The following is a 16,646-nucleotide window of genomic DNA, read 5'->3' as shown; positions in this document are numbered from 1 at the left end:
CAATATAGCCTGTCGTGGTTACTTCGTTGTGTCAGCAGCCGGTTTCGCCGCTGGCCGCATCATGGACTGTTCCACCAGACGGATGCGTGCGGCGATGATGGCAAGTGTTGCTGCATCACCGCCTTGTTTTTCCTGCAAGCCCAGATAAGTCAGGAGGGGACGCCGCCAGCCCTGTTTTGAAGCGACATCTACGGCGGCCTGTAAGGTGGCCGCATCGAACTGCCCGCGTCTGACCATGATGCCGGTGGCGACCAGGCGCGAAACCGGATCGGCAATCGCCACTATGTTCTGATTGATATTGGCCTGGGACAGGTTGGCAGCTCCCATCAGAGTGCCATATTGTGCGGGCACTAATTTGGGATCGATCCCTTGCCAGTTACCGCTGATGAACCTGGCATAAGCGTTATCCGCGGGCGTGGTACGGATAGCCGCGAGTTCGGTGTAGCCGGTGCATGGCGCAAAATCAAGGGACGCGACGTGAAGTCCGCAGCGTAACAATTCGATATGCCCGACTGCGGCTATATCCCCCGTTGCAGCGACGGCGCTACGCGCCTGGGTAAAGCTGGTCTCAGCGAGTTTTACATCCCCAGCCAGGTAGTGTTGCGTATAGCGCGTGGCCGCAGTTTGCGCATCGTACTGCCAGTCAGGCGCAGACTGGCCGGCACATGCGCCGAGCAGCAAACTCAAAATCGGGATGAAGACGATTTTCATGGCAACTTCACCTCGCCGGGTCTGGAGGAAGGCAGGATGCGGTTGATTTTGGTGATGAGCTGATTGGCCTTGCTTACTGCTTCGTCCACTTGTCCGCGCAGTTGTCCGAGGTCATCGGTGCCATCCTTGAGATTGGCGCTCAGGCCGTTGACGTTGACCAGAATTGAATCCAGCTTTTTCAGGCTCACGTGCAGGTCGTTCAGCATGGCCTGGATTTGCGCCAGCGACTGGTCGGCCTTGTCCGCTACCCCGCCTTGGGAAAACGCCCAGGTATCCAGTTTTTTTGACAGGGCATCGAGATTTGCGGTCAGCTTGCGCGTATTGTTGAGCGCATCCATCAGCACCTGAGCGTTCTGCTCGCTGCCCAACAGGCCTTGCGCTACGCCGTATTTACCGGACATCTGTGTGGTAATGGTCTTGACATTGACCAGCGCGGTATCGATTTCGCCGTTCTTGCGCGTGATGTATGCCAGGTTTTTGCTCACGCCGCCCAGCTGATCGAGGATGCCGTTGACCTTGGCCACCAGCGCCGGCACATCCAGCGGTGGGTTCAGTATGAGCGGAACAATAGCGTTATTGGCGAGCCGGGGGTCATCCAGAGTGGACGTATCAAGACGTATCACGGTGGCGCCCACCAGGGGCTTGTCGAGCGTGAACTCGCTGGAGGTCCGTAACCAGCGGTGCTCGCGCTCGGGTATGGTTATCGCCACCAGCGCCAGACCAAGATCACTCAGGGACACTGTCGTCACCCTGCCAATGGCAATGCCGCGATAAACAATGGGTGTGCCTGCCTCAACACCGGTGGCATCGGCAGAAAGGAGCGTGAAGTGCGATTCTTTTTCAAAGGTGCCGCGTGCATACAACAGATAGAGCAGCGCGGCCGTACTCAAAATGGTAAAGAAGACTAGAAACAGGCCTGTTTTGAATTGTATGGATGTGTTCATGTCTCGCCCTGATATAAGGGTTTGTTCCAATCGTAATCGAGTATCTGGTGATCGGGAAGCTTGTTGGCCAGGCTGCCCAGCATGGTGACCAGCAACTTCGGATAGGGCGTATCCGCCAACAGCTCGGCGGGTCGATCTATTACCAGCAGCGGTCGTGCAAGCATCATTGCGCGCGCCATTTTGACGGCAAAGCGCTGCGTGGGTGTGAGGTCTTCATCGCGCTTCATCGCGACATCGCCATGCCCGCATTGATCCAGCAGTTGCTGTGCGTCCACACTGGCTTGTGTCCAGGACAGGTTGAGATGGTATTGCTTGATCAGCGCGATGTTTTCCAGCGCAGTCAGGTTCACCCGCAACGGCAATTCTGGTGACACCAGCGCACAAGCGTCGCCCTGATCGCCCAGTAGCGCTGCCAGCCGGGCGTGTCGTGCAGCCTCGTCTGCGCACCAATCTATATGTATTTGAAAGCTAATGATGCAACCTCGATCAGAACGATGGCAAAGAATACCCGCATCATGCCCTTGAGTACCGCTACCGGCACCAGAAACAGGCGTTTTGGAATTTCCAGCCCGGTTTTGATCGGTATCAGCGTCACGCTTAACCCGAACAGCGTGGTCTTGAGCACCAGCCAGAACACCAGCGGAAACGCCAGAAGATGGGCGATGGCACGCGAATACGCGGGGAAATTCACCGGTTCAAAGCCATAAATCACGAAAAAGGCCACCCCCAGTGCCGTAAGCACCGACAGGCCGGTCAGCGCGAGTACCGACAGAACCCCACCCACCACGCGCGGCATGAATTCATAACGGATGGGATCAATATGTGCATGCTCGAATGCCGTCAGTTCGTCGTTGACATGCATCAGCGCGACTTCAGTATTGATTGCCGCTCCCGAGCGCAGGGCTACGAACAGCACTGATAAAAACGGCAGCAACTCCATCACCAGGAAACCCACGATCAGTCCAGGCACATACTCCGACAATCCGAAATTGCGCGCCACGGTCACCATGATCTGGATAATCACTGCACTGATGACCAGCGAGTAGGCCATATATATGGGCAGCGCCTGCACCGCCGTAAAATAAATCTGTTTGACAATAATCCAGCGCGTGGCGCTGTCGTAAGTGCGTGGATTAAGCGCCACAGTCAGCAAACGCCAGCCGAAATCGACCAGCGCAGCGGCAGACCGCAGGCGCGTAATCACAGCATTCCCGATGGTTTCGATCCTGGTAACCAGCACGTTCATTGTCTAAAAAAATTATCGAACAGGGCAAGTATGGGTTGCAAGGTTACCATGCGCAAGTACACTGGTATGAGGTTAGAATGGTCAACCGTTAAGGAGATCATGAAGATGAAAATCAGACAGGCAAAATGGTTATTGCTGATCAGTATGCTATGCACCTCGCTCGCATCTGCGGCAGCGGGCGGCGTGCTGATCAAGGATGAAACCCTGTATTCCAAACCCGCAGTGCGCAGTGCCTCGGTAGGTAAAGTGGCGCGCGGCACCCAGGTAACAGTGGTAACGCGCCAGGGTGGCTGGGTGGAAGTGACCAGCGGACGTACGCGTGGCTGGGTGCGCATGTTCTCGGTGCGCAGCAGCGTGGGCGGCGGCGGGAATGCAGCGTCGGATCTGGCGGGCTTGGCGCGGGCAGGTCAGCGTCGCCCCGGTAATATCGTGGCGACGGCAGGCGTGCGCGGGCTCAACGAAGAAGAACTCAAGACTGCGAAATATAGCGAACGTGGTATCCAGGATCTCACATCCTATTCGGTTTCTGCAGGTGCGGCGCGCCAGTTTGCCGGCCAGGCACGGCTTACCCGTCAGGCTGTCGCGTATTTGCCGGATCCGTCCAGAGCAAACGGTGCAAACAGCAGTAATTCCTGGGAGGTGCAGTAATGAAAAAATCCATATTGATCATTGCGATCGGGACCCTGTTTGCCGCCAGCGCTGCACAGGCAGATTGGCAGGACTTGTTGAAAGAAGAGCTGCGCAAACAGGTTGCGCCGCAACAAACCGAGCTCCGGCAAACGAATCCGGGTGAGGCAGGCAACTCGACCAGTACGCAGGACAATACGGCGGCTACCGTTCTGGGGGCGTTCTCAAAAACCTCGACGGATGATGAAATCCGCATCGGGCGCCAGATCGCCGGCGATTTGCTCGGCGCCGCACCGCTGGTGCCGGACCCCAAGCTGCAGCGCTACGTCAACGAAGTGGGGCGCTGGGTCGCGTTGCAGAGTGATCGCCCGGACCTGCCCTGGCATTTCGGCGTAATCGATACGACCGACATCAATGCTTTCGCAGCCCCCGGCGGGTATGTATTTGTCACCAAGGGGCTGTATCAGAAGCTCAATAGCGAGGCGGAACTGGCCGGGGTGCTTGCGCACGAAATCAGCCACGTCGTGCACAAGGATCAACTCAAGATTCTGCAGCAGACTCAGTTGCTCAACCTCGGCGCACAGTACCTCGGGAAGCAGGCGAAAGATCAGGCGGCGGTACAGAAGCTGATCGGTAGCGGTGCTGAAATCGTTGCGCGCGGGCTCGATAAGAATGCCGAGTTTGCCGCTGATCGCATGGGCGTGGTGCTCGCTGCACGCGCCGGTTATGAACCCTACGGCCTACCTGCAGTTCTGGAAGAGATCGGCCACACGGCACCGAATGACAGCCGCGTTGCGCTGCTGTTCAAAACCCACCCGGCACCGGCCGAACGCTTATCCAGGCTGGGCGATGCGATCGGCACTCGTTTTGATAACCTCGCGCCAGGCAAGGAAGTCAAAGACCGGTTCTACCGGATCCGTTAATCGTCTGGATGCAGTTCGCCCAGTTCAAACGCGCGTTACCGCGCACCGTTGTTAGCCTGCTGCTTACCCTGTTGCTGGTGCTTGCCAGCCAGGGCAGCGTGCAGCTCGGTTTGCTTGATCGCCTCGAAGCCTGGGCCTACGATGCGCGCCTTCTGCTCACCATGCCGCACACGGTTGATCCGCGTGTGGTCATTGTGAATATCGACGAAAAGAGCCTGAAAGAAGTCGGGCGCTGGCCGTGGGGGCGCGACAAGCTGGCCGAGCTGACGAAGCGTTTGTTTGAGCACTATAGCGTCGCGGCAGTGGGGTTCGACGTGGTATTTGCCGAACCTGATACCAGCTCTGGTTTGCCCGCACTGGAAAAACTCGCCGCCACCCGCCTCAAGGGTAATCCGGGTTTTGCCACTGCCCTCCAGAATGCACGGCCATTGCTGGATTTCGATGGCCAGTTTGCCGAATCCCTGCACAAGGGACCGGTAGTGCTGGGCTACTATTTCACGCCTTACGCCGAGACTTCGGGCGTGTTGCCAAAACCGGCATTTGCGGCCGGGGCGATGGCAGGGCAGGACGCGAATTTCATCAGCAATCAGGGTTATGGCGGCAATCTGCCTGCCTTGCAGGCAAACGCAGCGAGCGGCGGGTTTTTCAACATGCTGGCGGATTTCGATGGCGTTACCCGGCGCATGTCCATGCTGCAGAAATACCAGGGTGCGGATTATGAAGCGTTGTCGCTCGCCACACTGCGTACCGCGTTTGGCTCGACCCTGAACTATCAGCGCGTCGCCGACGCTGGAGCGCATTATACCCATCTGGAACTGGTCGCCGACGGCCTGCGCGTGCCGGTGGACAGCCGGGGTGCGGCGTATGTGCCGTATCGCGCTTATCCCGGCTACCGTTATTATTCCGCCGCCGACATACTGGCGCAGCGCATCCCTGCGGCCGAACTGGAAAACACCATCGCGCTGGTTGGCACCACCGCTCCCGGCCTGCTCGATCTGCGCGTCACCCCGGTGGCGCGCAGCTACCCCGGCGTGGAAATCCACGCCAACCTGATTTCCGGCATCCTCGACGACACCATCCGCTATGCGCCGGCTTACGCGCACGACCTGACCCTGGCCGTGCTGAGCGCGCTCGGCATATTACTGGCGTTGATACTGCCGCGCCTGACCCCGGTGCGCGGCGCAGCATTGTCTCTGACACTGGCTGCGCTTGTAGTGGCAGGCAATTACTGGGCGTGGCAGCACAAGCTGGTGTTTCCGCTGGCCACGCCGCTGGTGCTGATCCTGGGCCTGATGCTGCTCAACATGGCGTGGGGATTTTTTGCCGAAACGCGCGCCAGACGCCAGATTACCGGGCTGTTCGGACAGTATGTGCCGCCTGAACTGGTGGACGAAATGAGCCAGGATCCGTCGCGTTTCAACATGCGTTCCGAGAGCAAGGAACTTTCCATTCTGTTTTCCGATGTACGCGGCTTCACCACGATTTCCGAGAGCCTTACCCCGCAGCAGTTATCCGATTTGCTCAACGAATTCCTGGGTGCCATGACCCAGGTGATCCACCATCGCATGGGTACCATCGACAAATACATGGGTGACTGCATCATGGCATTCTGGGGCGCGCCGATTGACAATCCCCACCATGCCCGCGACGCCGTGCTGGCCGGGATGGAAATGCAAACTGCGCTGACCGAGCTCAACAAAACCTTCGTTGCCAAAGGCTGGCCTGAGTTACATGTGGGGGTTGGCATCAACACCGGCCGGGTCAGCGTGGGCAACATGGGCTCGCAATTCCGCATGGCCTACACGGTGATGGGCGACGTGGTCAACCTCGCTTCGCGCCTGGAAGGCATTACCAAATTCTATGCGGCACCGGTAGCGGTAGGCGAGGGTACGCGCGCCGCACTGCCGGAGATGGTGTTCATCGAACTTGATCTGGTGCGTGTCAAAGGCAAAGAACAGCCGGTTGCCATTTTCCAGCCGCTGGGACTGCAAGGCCAGGTGGACGCTGCCACGCTTGCCGCTGCGCAACGTTTCGCCAGCGCGCTGGCCGCGTACCGCGCCCAGCGTTGGGATGAAGCCGAAGCGATCCTGAATGAGCTGCAAAACGAGCATCCTTCGAAACTCTACGCCCTGTATCTCGAACGTCTTGCGCACCTGCGCGACAATCCGCCCGGTGCAGATTGGGACGGCGTATGGATCTATGAAGCGAAATGAAAGACAACACGGACGAGATTGCAGAGGGCTGAACTGATGTCTCCCTAGCGTCTTGCGCAACGATTACACCACCCTGAAGCCAGGGCGCAAACAGGCTTCCAGGGAAGTTCTTGCAGCACATCGGTAGTGGTCCAGCATCCTCTAAATTGGGAGAAGGGCATGTCTTCTGGCCGTAATCTCCATCGGATAAATTATTTCTTGTGATTCGTAAACAAGTAACTTATTATTTAGACCATGTCTCGTTCGTGGAATAACTTCATCCTGGTCATGTTGCTCGCGCTGCTGCAAGGCGTTGCGCCGTTGCTGCACGCCCATGTGCTTGAATTTTCAATGCCGCACAAGATACACATCGATGGGCTGGAACTCGAGCAGACGCATAACAAGTTGGACGCCGGGGTACATCAGCTGCATTTGCATGCAGATGAATCGACTGCCATCGGCATGGAGAGCGCCGGCAAGAACGACAAGGATGACAAGGGCGAAATGGCCGTTAGCTCGCCCATACTGGGAGTCGTCGCGGCGGCCTTCACCTTGCCTCGGGCCACTGCACCCCCATCCTTTCCGTTTTTGGCGGAAATTGCGCCCCATCCCTCTGGTTTATATTTGCTCCCTCCCCCTCATGCGCCGCCTGGCGCACATCTCGGCTAATCAATTCAGGGCGCCTTGCGTTCGTATTTTTTCAAATTGATTTGACGCGCCTGCGCGTGTCGTATTGCCACATCATCAAAGGACTAACATGAAATTCCAATATTTGGCGGCCGGCCTGTGCCTGGCATTCGCGCTGACGGCGCACGCCGCGAACAATATCGTCATGAGTGCGGCGCAGCTGCAAACCCTGGGTATCCGAACAGCGGCTGTCAGCGTCGCAGCCAACACGCAGGGCGTACCCTATCCGGCCACGGTGAGTGTGCCTGCCGGTCAGATGCGCGTGGTGGCTGCACCCATGATGGGGTTGGTGAGCAGCGTACTGGTCGCCAGCAACGACACCGTCAAGGCCGGTCAACCGCTGGCGCGACTTGCCAGTCCCGGCCTTGCCGAAGCGCAGCGCAATCTGGTACAGGCCGCCGTCCAGGCGCAACTCGCACGACAAAATCTGAAGCGCGACGACCAGTTACTGGCCGACGGCATTATTTCTGCCGCACGCCAGCAGGCGACGCGTGCAGCTTATCTGGGCGCCAATGCGATGCTGGTCGAACAGCGCCAGTCGCTGCGTATGCTGGGTGTGCCGGAGAGTCTGGTTCGGCAGATGGAAGCCGGGCACGCGACGAGCGCGGAAATCACTTTGGTGGCGCCGATTTCCGGTGTGGTTCTGGAGGTGACGGCTACCCCGGGTCAGCGTGTCGACTCCGCCACAGCGCTGTTCAAGGTGGCGAAACTGGACCCGCTCTGGCTGGAGATCAGCGTCCCCGCCAAGGATGCCGCCGCCATTCGGCCGGGTGAGGTGGTTACGCTCAGCGGCAGAAATGCGAGGGGCAGTGTGCTGTCGGTGGCGCGTGCAGCGTCGACGAGTCAGACCGTGAGCGTGCGCGTCGAAGTGCGCGGCGATCTGAATGGACTGATGGCGGGTCAGGCGGTAGAGGCGCGTATTGCGCAGAGCGCAGCGAGCGGTTGGCAGGTTCCGGCAGCCGCGGTCGCCATGCAGCAAGGTAAATCCTATGTATTCGTGCGGAGTGCCCAGGGCTTCACCCCGGTAGCGGTCAGGGTGCTTGGACAAAGCGGCGATACCGCGCGGGTAGAAGGCGCACTCAAGAACGGCGCGCAAGTCGCGGTGCAAGGTGTCGCGCAAGTCAAGGCGGTATGGATGGGAATAGGCGGGGAAGGCGGAGAATGAGATGCTAAACAAACTCGTCGAATTTTCGCTGACCCAGCGCCTGCTGGTCGCGGTGCTCACGTTGCTGCTGATCGGTGCGGGCGCCGTGGCGTTCAAGAACCTGCCGATCGACGCTTTTCCCGATGTATCCACGACCCAGGTGAAGTTGATCATGAAGGCGCCCGGCATGACCCCGGAAGAGGTGGAGGCGCGGATTGTTGCGCCCATCGAAACGGAAATGCTGGGCATTCCCAAACAGCATATGTTGCGCTCCATTTCCAAGTATGCGCTGGCGGATATCACCATTGATTTCGAGGATGGCACCGACATTTACTGGGCGCGCCAGCAGGTGGCGGAGCGCTTGGGCAATGTCCAGGCCAGTCTGCCAGTCGGGACGACCGGCGGCCTGGCGCCGATCACTACGCCGCTGGGTGAGATGTACATGTTTACGGTGGAAGGCGGCAAGCTCTCGCTCGCCGAGCGTCGCTCGTTGCTGGATTGGGTGATACGTCCGCAACTGCGCACCCTGCCCGGCGTGGCGGACGTCAATACACTGGGCGGTCTGGTGCGCACTTTTGAGGTGGCGCCGGATAACGCGCAACTCGCCGCACGCGGCGTGCGCTTGTCCGATCTGCAACAGGCACTGGAGATGAACAACCGCAACGACGGTGCCGGACGCCTGAGGGCGGGCGAGGAAGTGCTGGTGGTGCGGGTGGAGGGCGCCATCAAGACGCTGGATGATGTGCGCAATATCGTCGTCACGAACCGTGACGGTATCCCGGTACGCGTTGGCGACGTCGCCACTGTGCGCATCGGCAGCCTGACGCGTTATGGCGCGGTAACCAAGGACGGCAAGGGTGAAGCGGCGGAAGGTCTGGTGCTGGGGCTGCGCGGTGCCAATGCGCAACAGGTTGTGCAGGGGGTACGCGCGAAACTGGCCGAGATCGAAAAAACCCTGCCTGCCGGCGTCAAAATCCGGGTGTTTTATGATCGCGGCAGTCTGGTGGAGCGCGCCATCTCCACGGTATCCGATGCGCTTGGCGAAGCCATTATCCTGGTGCTGATTCTGCTGGTGCTGTTCCTGGGCAACCTCAGGGCGGCTGTCGTCGTGGCGATGGTGTTGCCGCTGGCGGCACTGGCCACTTTCATCCTCATGCGCCAGTTCGGCATGTCGGCCAACCTGATGAGCCTGGGTGGCTTGTCCATCGCCATCGGCATGCTGGTGGATGCCGCCGTGGTGGTGGTGGAAAACATTGTCACCCATCTGGCCCATGATAGCGCCGCGAAAAAACTGCCCAAGCTGCATGTGATCTATCGCGCGGTGCGCGAAGTGGTGACGCCGGTGGCTTCGGGTATTTTCATCATCATTATCGTGTTTTTCCCGCTGCTCACCCTGCAGGGCCTGGAAGGCAAACTGTTTGTACCGGTGGCCCTGACCATCGTGTTTGCGCTGTCCGCCTCATTATTGTTGTCGCTCACCGTGATCCCGGTGCTGGCGTCCTGGCTGCTCAAGCAGGGAGCCCACAAGGATCCCTGGCTGGTGCGTAAAGCCATGGCGATGTACCGGCCGAGTCTGGACTGGTCGCTGGCGCATGCCAGAATCGTCATTGGCGTGGCGCTGGTTGCATTGCTGGCGACGGTCGGCGTCTACACGCTGATCGGCAAGACCTTCATGCCGGTGATGGACGAGGGCGACCTCATTCTGCAACTGCAGAAACTGCCTTCCATCAGTCTGGAGCAGACCGTGGACACCGACCTGCGCGTGGAGCGGGCGATCATGGCGCGCGTGCCGGAAGTGAAGGGAATCGTGGCGCGTTCCGGCTCGGACGAACTGGGTCTGGACCCGATGGGACTTAACGAGACCGATACGTTCCTGGTTCTGAAGCCGCGCGATCAATGGCGCAAGCCGGACAAGGAGTGGCTCACCGACCAGATACGCAAGGTCATGCAGGATTTCCCCGGCATCAACATCGCGTTTACCCAGCCGATTGAAATGCGCGTATCGGAGATGCTGACCGGTGTGCGCGGCGACCTCGCAGTGAAGATTTTCGGCCCTGATCTTGACACGCTGAATCGTCTGGCAGGCGAGGTTGAGGGCGTGCTGAAAACCATCCCCGGTGCGCAGGATGTAATCACGACCAAGAACGAAGGCGTGCAATTCCTGCAAATCAAGGTGGATCGTCTGGCGGCCGGACGCTTCGGTCTTAATGCGGACGATATTCAGAACGACCTGCGCATCCAGCTCGAAGGTAAACAGCTGGGTATTGTGCTGGAAGGCGTGCGCCGTACGCCGCTGGTATTGCGGGGAGCAGAGGACGTGCGCGCCTCTCCGGCGCTGTTCGAGTCGCTGCGGCTGACCTTGCCGGATGGCCGCAGCATTCCACTGAGTGACGTGGCACAGCTGCGCCATACCGACGGGCCGGTCAAGATGGATCGCGAAAACGGCGCACGTTTTGTTGTTGTGCAGGCCAACGTGCGCGGCCGTGATCTGGTCGGTTTTGTGGATGACGCCAAGCAGGCAGTGGCCGCCAAGATCAAGCTGCCTAGCGGTTACACCACGGTGTGGGGCGGCCAGTTCGAGAATCAGCAGCGCGCTGCCAAACGGCTGGGCATTGTCGTGCCGGTCGCGCTGGGGGCGATTTTCCTGTTGTTGTTCGCTACCTTCCGTTCGGTGCGGCAGGCGTTGCTGGTGCTGACCAACGTGCCGTTTGCGCTGATCGGCGGCGTGTTCGCGCTATGGCTTTCCGGGCAATACATGTCGGTACCGGCATCGGTGGGTTTCATCGCGCTGCTGGGTATCGCCGTATTGAACGGCGTGGTGCTGGTGACTTATTTCAATCAGCTGCTCAGTGAGGGCATGGCGCTGAATGACGTGGTGGTGGAGGGCGCGCGGCGCCGCCTGCGCCCGGTGCTGATGACTGCGATGATCGCCGCCTTCGGCCTGGTGCCCCTGTTGTTCGCCAGCGGGCCGGGGTCGGAAATCCAGAAGCCGCTCGCCATCGTGGTGATCGGCGGACTGGTCACTTCCACGTTGCTCACCCTGGTGCTGCTGCCCATCCTTTATCGGCGCTTCGGCGTTGCGCGCACGGAGAAACTCACATGAGCAATACCTATACCCAACTCACCCTGATCCTGCCCGTGGCGCTGGAAGAAGCGGTGCTCGATACCCTGCTGGAACACCCCGAATGGGTAAGCGGCTTTACCAGCATGGAAGTCAGCGGTCATGGGCAATCGCAGATGATTACCACAGCAGCTGAGGAGGTGCGCGGCCGCGCCCGGCGCGTCCGCATTGATACGGTGATGCAGCATGCCGACGCCGTGCAGTTGCTGGCATTGTTGAAAGCCAACTGGCCGCATCCGGAAGTGGCTTACTGGATGATGGATGTGCAAGAATTCGGGAGATTTGTATGAAACCGTATTTACTGGCTGTGCTGATTGCAGCGCTACCCTTTTCATCTGTGGCGCAAACCTTTCAGAATTACCCCGACTTGCCACCCTTGTTCGAGGTAAGAAAGGCCTTGGAAAACACCCCCATGGTGCGCGCCGCGCGTACCAGCATTGGCGTGGCGTCAGCCGATCGCAGCCGTTTGCGCGCCGGCAGCTACGAAACCAATGTGCGCGTTGATGCCGCGCAGCGCCAAGTGAATGTGCCTTCGGAACAGTTTTCCGAATGGAGCGTGGGGCTGGAACGCAGCCTGCGCCTGCCGGGGAAATCCCGCATAGACGGCGAGCTGGGCGATCAAGGCATGTCCCAGGCGCGCGTGGTTTATGGCGATGCGCTGCATGAATCAGGGCGCATGTTGCTAAAGTCCTGGTTCGTCTGGTTGCGTGAGTTCAACCAGGAAAAACAGTGGCAGACCCAGGTCGGACTGTTGCGCGATCAGCTCGCCGTGGTGGAAAAGCGCATCAAGGCGGGAGATGCTGCCCGGCTGGAACAGTTGCAGGCCCAGGCGGCATTGTCCCAGGCCGAGGCGCAGCTCGCCCTGGCGCACCAGCGCGCAACCATTGCTGCGAATGAGTTGACCCAGCGCTACCCTTCCATTCCGCTGCCTGCGGCGCCTGTGCTGCCGCAACCCATACCGGTGAGCGAAGGTCTCGATTACTGGCAGCAACTGGTGCTGGCGGATAATCATGAACTATCCCTGGCGCGCGGCGAGACCGAACACAGCCGCCTGCTGCTGGCACGCAGTGAGGCCGACCGATTGCCGGATCCTGCCGTGGGCATCCGTTACGGCTCGGAACGCGGTGGAGCTGAGCGGCTGATCGGCGTGAATGTGACGATTCCGCTGCCGGGCGCGGGGCGTGCTGCCAGCCAGGCGAGCGCGCTGGCGAGTAGCGAAGTGGCGGCAGAGCGAGAAGCCGGCGTGCTGACCAAAGTCAAAACGGAAACCGCAAACAGCTGGCTGACTGCACAGTCTGCCTATCAGGCATGGCAGGCAGCGGAGCAAGCGGCAACCGCCATGCGCAATAACGCGGATCTGATTGCCCGGGCCTACAGCATGGGCGAGAGCGGTCTGTCCGATGTGCTGACTGCGCGCCGCCAGATGCAGGAGGCCCAGCTTGCCGCCATCAGTGCCCGTCTGGACGCGGCTGAAGCCCGCTACCGGCTGCTGCTGGATACGCATACCTTGTGGCCCATCGATGCGGATGCGGATGCGGAGGGTGCAGCGCCGATGCCGCGCTGAGGAGATTACTCGGCCAGCAGGCTTTTGAGCTGATAGAGCGCCTCCAGCGCAGCCTTCGGGCTCAGGCTGTCCGGTTCAATCTGCGCCAGCTGCGTCAGCACCGGGTGCGCTGCGGTTTTAAGCTCGGCTGCGGCGAACAGGTCGGGCTGCAGGTCGTTGCGCGTGGCGCCCTGTTCCAGCGTCACCAGATGCCTGCGCGCGGCCTGGATGACGCTGCCCGGCACGCCCGCCAGCGCCGCTACCTGCAGGCCGTAACTCTGGCTCGCCGGGCCTTCTTTCACGCTGTGCAGAAACACGATCCGGTCCTTGTGTTCGACGGCTTCGACGTGCACGTTGACGATCTGGCGCCATTCCAGCGGCAGCCGGGTGAGCTCGAAATAATGCGTGGCGAACAGGGTGTAGGCGCGGGTTTTTTCCGCCAGCTGGCGTGCCACCGCCCAGGCCAGCGCAAGGCCGTCAAAGGTGGAGGTGCCGCGTCCGATTTCATCGAGCAGCACCAGGCTGTTGTCGGTGGCGTTGTTCAGGATATGTGCGGTCTCGGTCATTTCCACCATGAAGGTGGAACGCCCGCCGGCCAGGTCATCCGAACTGCCGATACGGGTAAAAATCTGGTCGATTGGTCCGATGCGCGCACTCTCCGCCGGCACAAAACTGCCGCAGCAGGCGAGCAGCGCGATCAACGCCGTCTGGCGCATGTAGGTGGATTTGCCGCCCATGTTGGGGCCGGTAATCAGCAGCATCTGGCGCGTGCGCGACAGAAGCGTGTCGTTGGGGATGAAGTCGTCGATGCGCGACTCCACCACCGGATGGCGTCCGCCGCAAATCTCGATCACCGCTTCATCGGTGAATTGCGGTACGCAGTAGCCCAGCGTCTGGGCGTGTTGCGCCAGGCTGCACAGCACGTCCAGGTCGGCCAGCGCGGCAGCCAGGGCCTGCAGCGCGGGCAGGCCGGGCAGCAGCGCCTGCAGCAGCGCTTCGTAGAGCAGTTTTTCCCGCGCCAGCGCGCGCTCGGAGGCCGACAGCGCCTTGTCCTCGAAGGCTTTCAGTTCCGGCGTGATATAGCGTTCGGCGTTTTTCAGCGTCTGGCGGCGGCGGTAATCGTCCGGCACCTTGTCGGCCTGGGCGCGGCTCACCTCGATATAGAAGCCGTGCACCTTGTTGTACTCGACCTTGAGATTGGCGATGCCGCTGCGTTCGCGTTCGCGCGCTTCGAGAGCGATAAGGAACTCGCCGCTGTGGGTTTGCAGACCGCGCAGTTCGTCCAGATCGGCATCGTAGCCGTCGGCAATCACGCCGCCTTCGCGGATGATGCTGGCTGGTTCCGGGCGGATGGCGCGGGCGAGAAGTTCGTGCATCGCGTGTTGCGGCGTGCAGGCAGTCGCGGCGGCTGCCAGCAGCGGGCTGTCCCATTGCGCCAATTGAGTGCCGATTTCCGGCAACAAGGCCAGGGTATCGCGCAGGCCGGACAAATCACGCGGGCGTGCGCTGGCCAGCGCAATGCGGCCGCCGATGCGCTCGATATCCACACAGTTTTGCAGTAGCCGGTGCAATTGGTTGCGGCCGTGCGCATCATCCACGAGGCGGCTGATCGCATCCTGGCGCAGTTGCAATACGCTGCGATCGCGCAGCGGATGGTGCAGCCAGTGGCGCAGCCGGCGCGATCCCATGCTGGTGGCGCAGGTGTCGAGCAGTGACAGCAGGGTGGGGCTGGTCTCGCCGCGCAGGGTTTCGGAGATTTCCAGATTGCGGCGGGTGGCGGCATCCATCAACACGAATTCGCTTTGGCTTTCGACCGTCAGCCCATTGATATGCGGCAACACACCGCGCTGGGTGGCCTGCGCGTATTGCAGCAAGGCGCCGGCGGCGGTAATGGCTGCGGACATCTGCTCGCAAACGAATGCCTGCAGGTCGTGCGTACCGAATTGCCGGGTAAGTAGTTCGGCAGCGCGTTCATTGTCAAACTGCCAGGCGGGCAGGGTGCGCAACGCCGGGTAAGCCGCCAATGCAGGATGGGAAAACCCTTCCGCCACCAGCAGTTCGGCGGGGCGAATGCGTTCCAGTTCGGCCGCGAGTTGCGCGGCGGGGATTTCAGCCACCCGCAGGCTGCCGCTGGATAGGTTCAGCCACGCCAGTCCCAGCGTGTCGCGCTCGGCGCATATCGACAGCAACAGGCTGTCGCGATGGTCGTCGAGCAGCGCTGCATCGGTCAGCGTGCCTGGGGTGACAATCCGCGCCACGCGCCGCTCCACCGGGCCTTTGCTGGCCGCCGGGTCGCCCACCTGTTCGCAGATGGCGACAGACAGCCCCAGTTTCACCAGTCGCGCCAGATATTGCTCGGCCGCATGGTATGGCACCCCCGCCATTTTGATCGGCGTACCTGCCGACGCGCCACGCGTGGTCAGGGTAATTCCCAGCAACTGCGATGCGCGCGCGGCGTCCTCATAAAACAGTTCGTAAAAATCCCCCATGCGGTAAAACAGCAGCATATCGGGGTGTTCAGCCTTGATGCGCAGGTATTGCTGCATCATCGGGGTATGGGCGGCGGGTGCATTCATGGCCATATTTTACCGTGCCGGCGCCATGATCCTAATAGTGTTTGCAACTTAATGCCACGTCGGCTAGTCTGTATCAGTGTGTACTGATAAACGGAGGTGAAACATGCAACCCGATCTGCAAATGAACAGCCAGTCCACGCAACTGGCGCTGGCGCAAAACAAAGTCCTGCGCAACACCTACATGATGCTGAGCCTGACCATGATCCCGACTGTGATCGGCGCGTGGATGGGCCTGAGCCTGAATTTTTCCTTCATGGCGGTGCATCCGGTGCTGTCCATGGTCGGCATGCTGGCCGTGATGTTCGGCATGTTCTACGGCATCCAGAAGAACCGCAACAATAGCCTGGGCGTGATGCTGCTGCTGGGCGTGACTTTCCTGTTCGGCTTGATGCTGGGCCCGATACTCCAGGCGGCGCTGCACTTCCGGAACGGCGCGCAACTGATCGGCATGGCTGCGGGTGGAACGGGCGTGATTTTCTTCACGCTCGCCGGCATCGCCACGGTGACCAAGAAAGATTTCAGCTTCATGGGCAAGTTCCTGTTCGTGGGACTGGTGATGCTGGTGATCGCTTCGCTGGCAAACGCTTTCTTCCATATACCGGCCGCATCGTTGGCGATTTCGGCCATTGCCATCATGATTTTCTCGGGTTATATATTGTATGACGTGAGCCGGATAGTGAATGGCGGCGAGACCAACTACGTGATGGCGACGCTGGCGCTTTACCTGGATATCTACAACATCTTTGTCAATCTGCTGAATTTGCTGATGGCATTTTCCGGCAATCGTGACTGACACGCCTGGTTTGACGAAAAAGGCGCACTTCGGTGCGCCTTTTTTTATGGCTACCCGTAAACTGATCTTGCCCACGAAAAACGTAAGCCTTAAGCGATATGCAAAACAGGGGTAAGATCAATTTTCGCAACCCAGCATC

Annotated in this window: 14 protein-coding genes; 9 read left to right on the top strand and 5 right to left on the bottom strand. The window is 60.1% G+C overall.

The window, feature by feature from the left end:
* Nucleotides 1-18 precede the first annotated feature (18 nt).
* From EI185_RS01740 to EI185_RS01725, 4 genes are all read right to left on the bottom strand, one after another.
* Complete coding sequence (locus tag EI185_RS01740; RefSeq protein WP_124703395.1) at nt 19-711, bottom strand: hypothetical protein; 693 nt, start codon at nt 709-711, stop codon at nt 19-21.
* Nucleotides 708-1,655: an MlaD family protein gene (locus EI185_RS01735; protein WP_124703394.1), complete on the bottom strand. Its 948-nt coding sequence runs from the start codon at nt 1,653-1,655 to the stop codon at nt 708-710. The genes EI185_RS01740 and EI185_RS01735 overlap by 4 nt, the downstream gene beginning before the upstream one ends.
* A complete protein-coding gene (locus tag EI185_RS01730; protein WP_124703393.1) occupies nt 1,652-2,029 on the bottom strand; it encodes a P-loop NTPase family protein in 378 nt (125 codons plus the stop codon). The genes EI185_RS01735 and EI185_RS01730 overlap by 4 nt, the downstream gene beginning before the upstream one ends.
* Nucleotides 2,030-2,106: 77 nt before the next feature.
* Complete coding sequence (locus EI185_RS01725; RefSeq protein ID WP_124703392.1) at nt 2,107-2,901, bottom strand: MlaE family ABC transporter permease; 795 nt, start codon at nt 2,899-2,901, stop codon at nt 2,107-2,109.
* Between the two features lie 105 nt (nt 2,902-3,006).
* Between EI185_RS01725 and EI185_RS01720 the strand changes: the two genes are divergently transcribed.
* The 8 genes from EI185_RS01720 to EI185_RS01685 all read left to right on the top strand — a co-directional run bounded on the left by EI185_RS01720 (nt 3,007) and on the right by EI185_RS01685 (nt 13,159).
* Complete coding sequence (locus EI185_RS01720) at nt 3,007-3,549, top strand: SH3 domain-containing protein (RefSeq protein ID WP_189836233.1); 543 nt, start codon at nt 3,007-3,009, stop codon at nt 3,547-3,549.
* Nucleotides 3,549-4,451: a M48 family metalloprotease gene (locus EI185_RS01715; RefSeq protein ID WP_124703390.1), complete on the top strand. Its 903-nt coding sequence runs from the start codon at nt 3,549-3,551 to the stop codon at nt 4,449-4,451. The genes EI185_RS01720 and EI185_RS01715 overlap by 1 nt, the downstream gene beginning before the upstream one ends.
* An 8-nt stretch (nt 4,452-4,459) precedes the next feature.
* Nucleotides 4,460-6,664 carry a CHASE2 domain-containing protein gene (locus tag EI185_RS01710; RefSeq protein ID WP_124703389.1) on the top strand — a complete coding sequence of 735 codons (2,205 nt, stop codon included), beginning with the start codon at nt 4,460-4,462 and terminating at the stop codon, nt 6,662-6,664.
* Between the two features lie 234 nt (nt 6,665-6,898).
* Nucleotides 6,899-7,312: a hypothetical protein gene (locus EI185_RS01705; RefSeq protein WP_124703388.1), complete on the top strand. Its 414-nt coding sequence runs from the start codon at nt 6,899-6,901 to the stop codon at nt 7,310-7,312.
* A gap of 88 nt (nt 7,313-7,400) precedes the next feature.
* Nucleotides 7,401-8,495, top strand: coding sequence for an efflux RND transporter periplasmic adaptor subunit (locus EI185_RS01700; protein WP_124703387.1), 1,095 nt, complete (start codon nt 7,401-7,403; stop codon nt 8,493-8,495).
* 1 nt (nt 8,496) lies between these two features.
* Nucleotides 8,497-11,577 (top strand): efflux RND transporter permease subunit, encoded by a 3,081-nt coding sequence (locus tag EI185_RS01695; protein WP_124703386.1) that lies wholly within the window; start codon nt 8,497-8,499, stop codon nt 11,575-11,577.
* A complete protein-coding gene (locus tag EI185_RS01690; protein WP_124703385.1) occupies nt 11,574-11,885 on the top strand; it encodes a DUF3240 family protein in 312 nt (103 codons plus the stop codon). Before EI185_RS01695 ends, EI185_RS01690 begins: the two co-directional genes overlap by 4 nt.
* Nucleotides 11,882-13,159: a TolC family protein gene (locus EI185_RS01685; RefSeq protein WP_124703384.1), complete on the top strand. Its 1,278-nt coding sequence runs from the start codon at nt 11,882-11,884 to the stop codon at nt 13,157-13,159. The genes EI185_RS01690 and EI185_RS01685 overlap by 4 nt, the downstream gene beginning before the upstream one ends.
* Nucleotides 13,160-13,164: 5 nt before the next feature.
* Here EI185_RS01685 and mutS read toward each other — a convergent pair whose 3' ends face one another.
* Nucleotides 13,165-15,714, bottom strand: coding sequence for a DNA mismatch repair protein MutS (gene mutS, locus EI185_RS01680; RefSeq protein WP_370685751.1), 2,550 nt, complete (start codon nt 15,712-15,714; stop codon nt 13,165-13,167).
* A 103-nt stretch (nt 15,715-15,817) separates the two neighbouring features.
* Here mutS and EI185_RS01675 point away from each other — a divergent pair, with 103 nt between their 5' ends.
* Nucleotides 15,818-16,507, top strand: coding sequence for a Bax inhibitor-1/YccA family protein (locus tag EI185_RS01675; RefSeq protein ID WP_124703382.1), 690 nt, complete (start codon nt 15,818-15,820; stop codon nt 16,505-16,507).
* Nucleotides 16,508-16,646 lie beyond the last annotated feature (139 nt).

This window comes from Sulfuriferula multivorans (assembly GCF_003851125.1).
GTDB classification, from domain to species: domain Bacteria; phylum Pseudomonadota; class Gammaproteobacteria; order Burkholderiales; family Sulfuriferulaceae; genus Sulfuriferula; species Sulfuriferula multivorans.
This window is presented reverse-complemented; position numbering and strand designations above follow the sequence as displayed.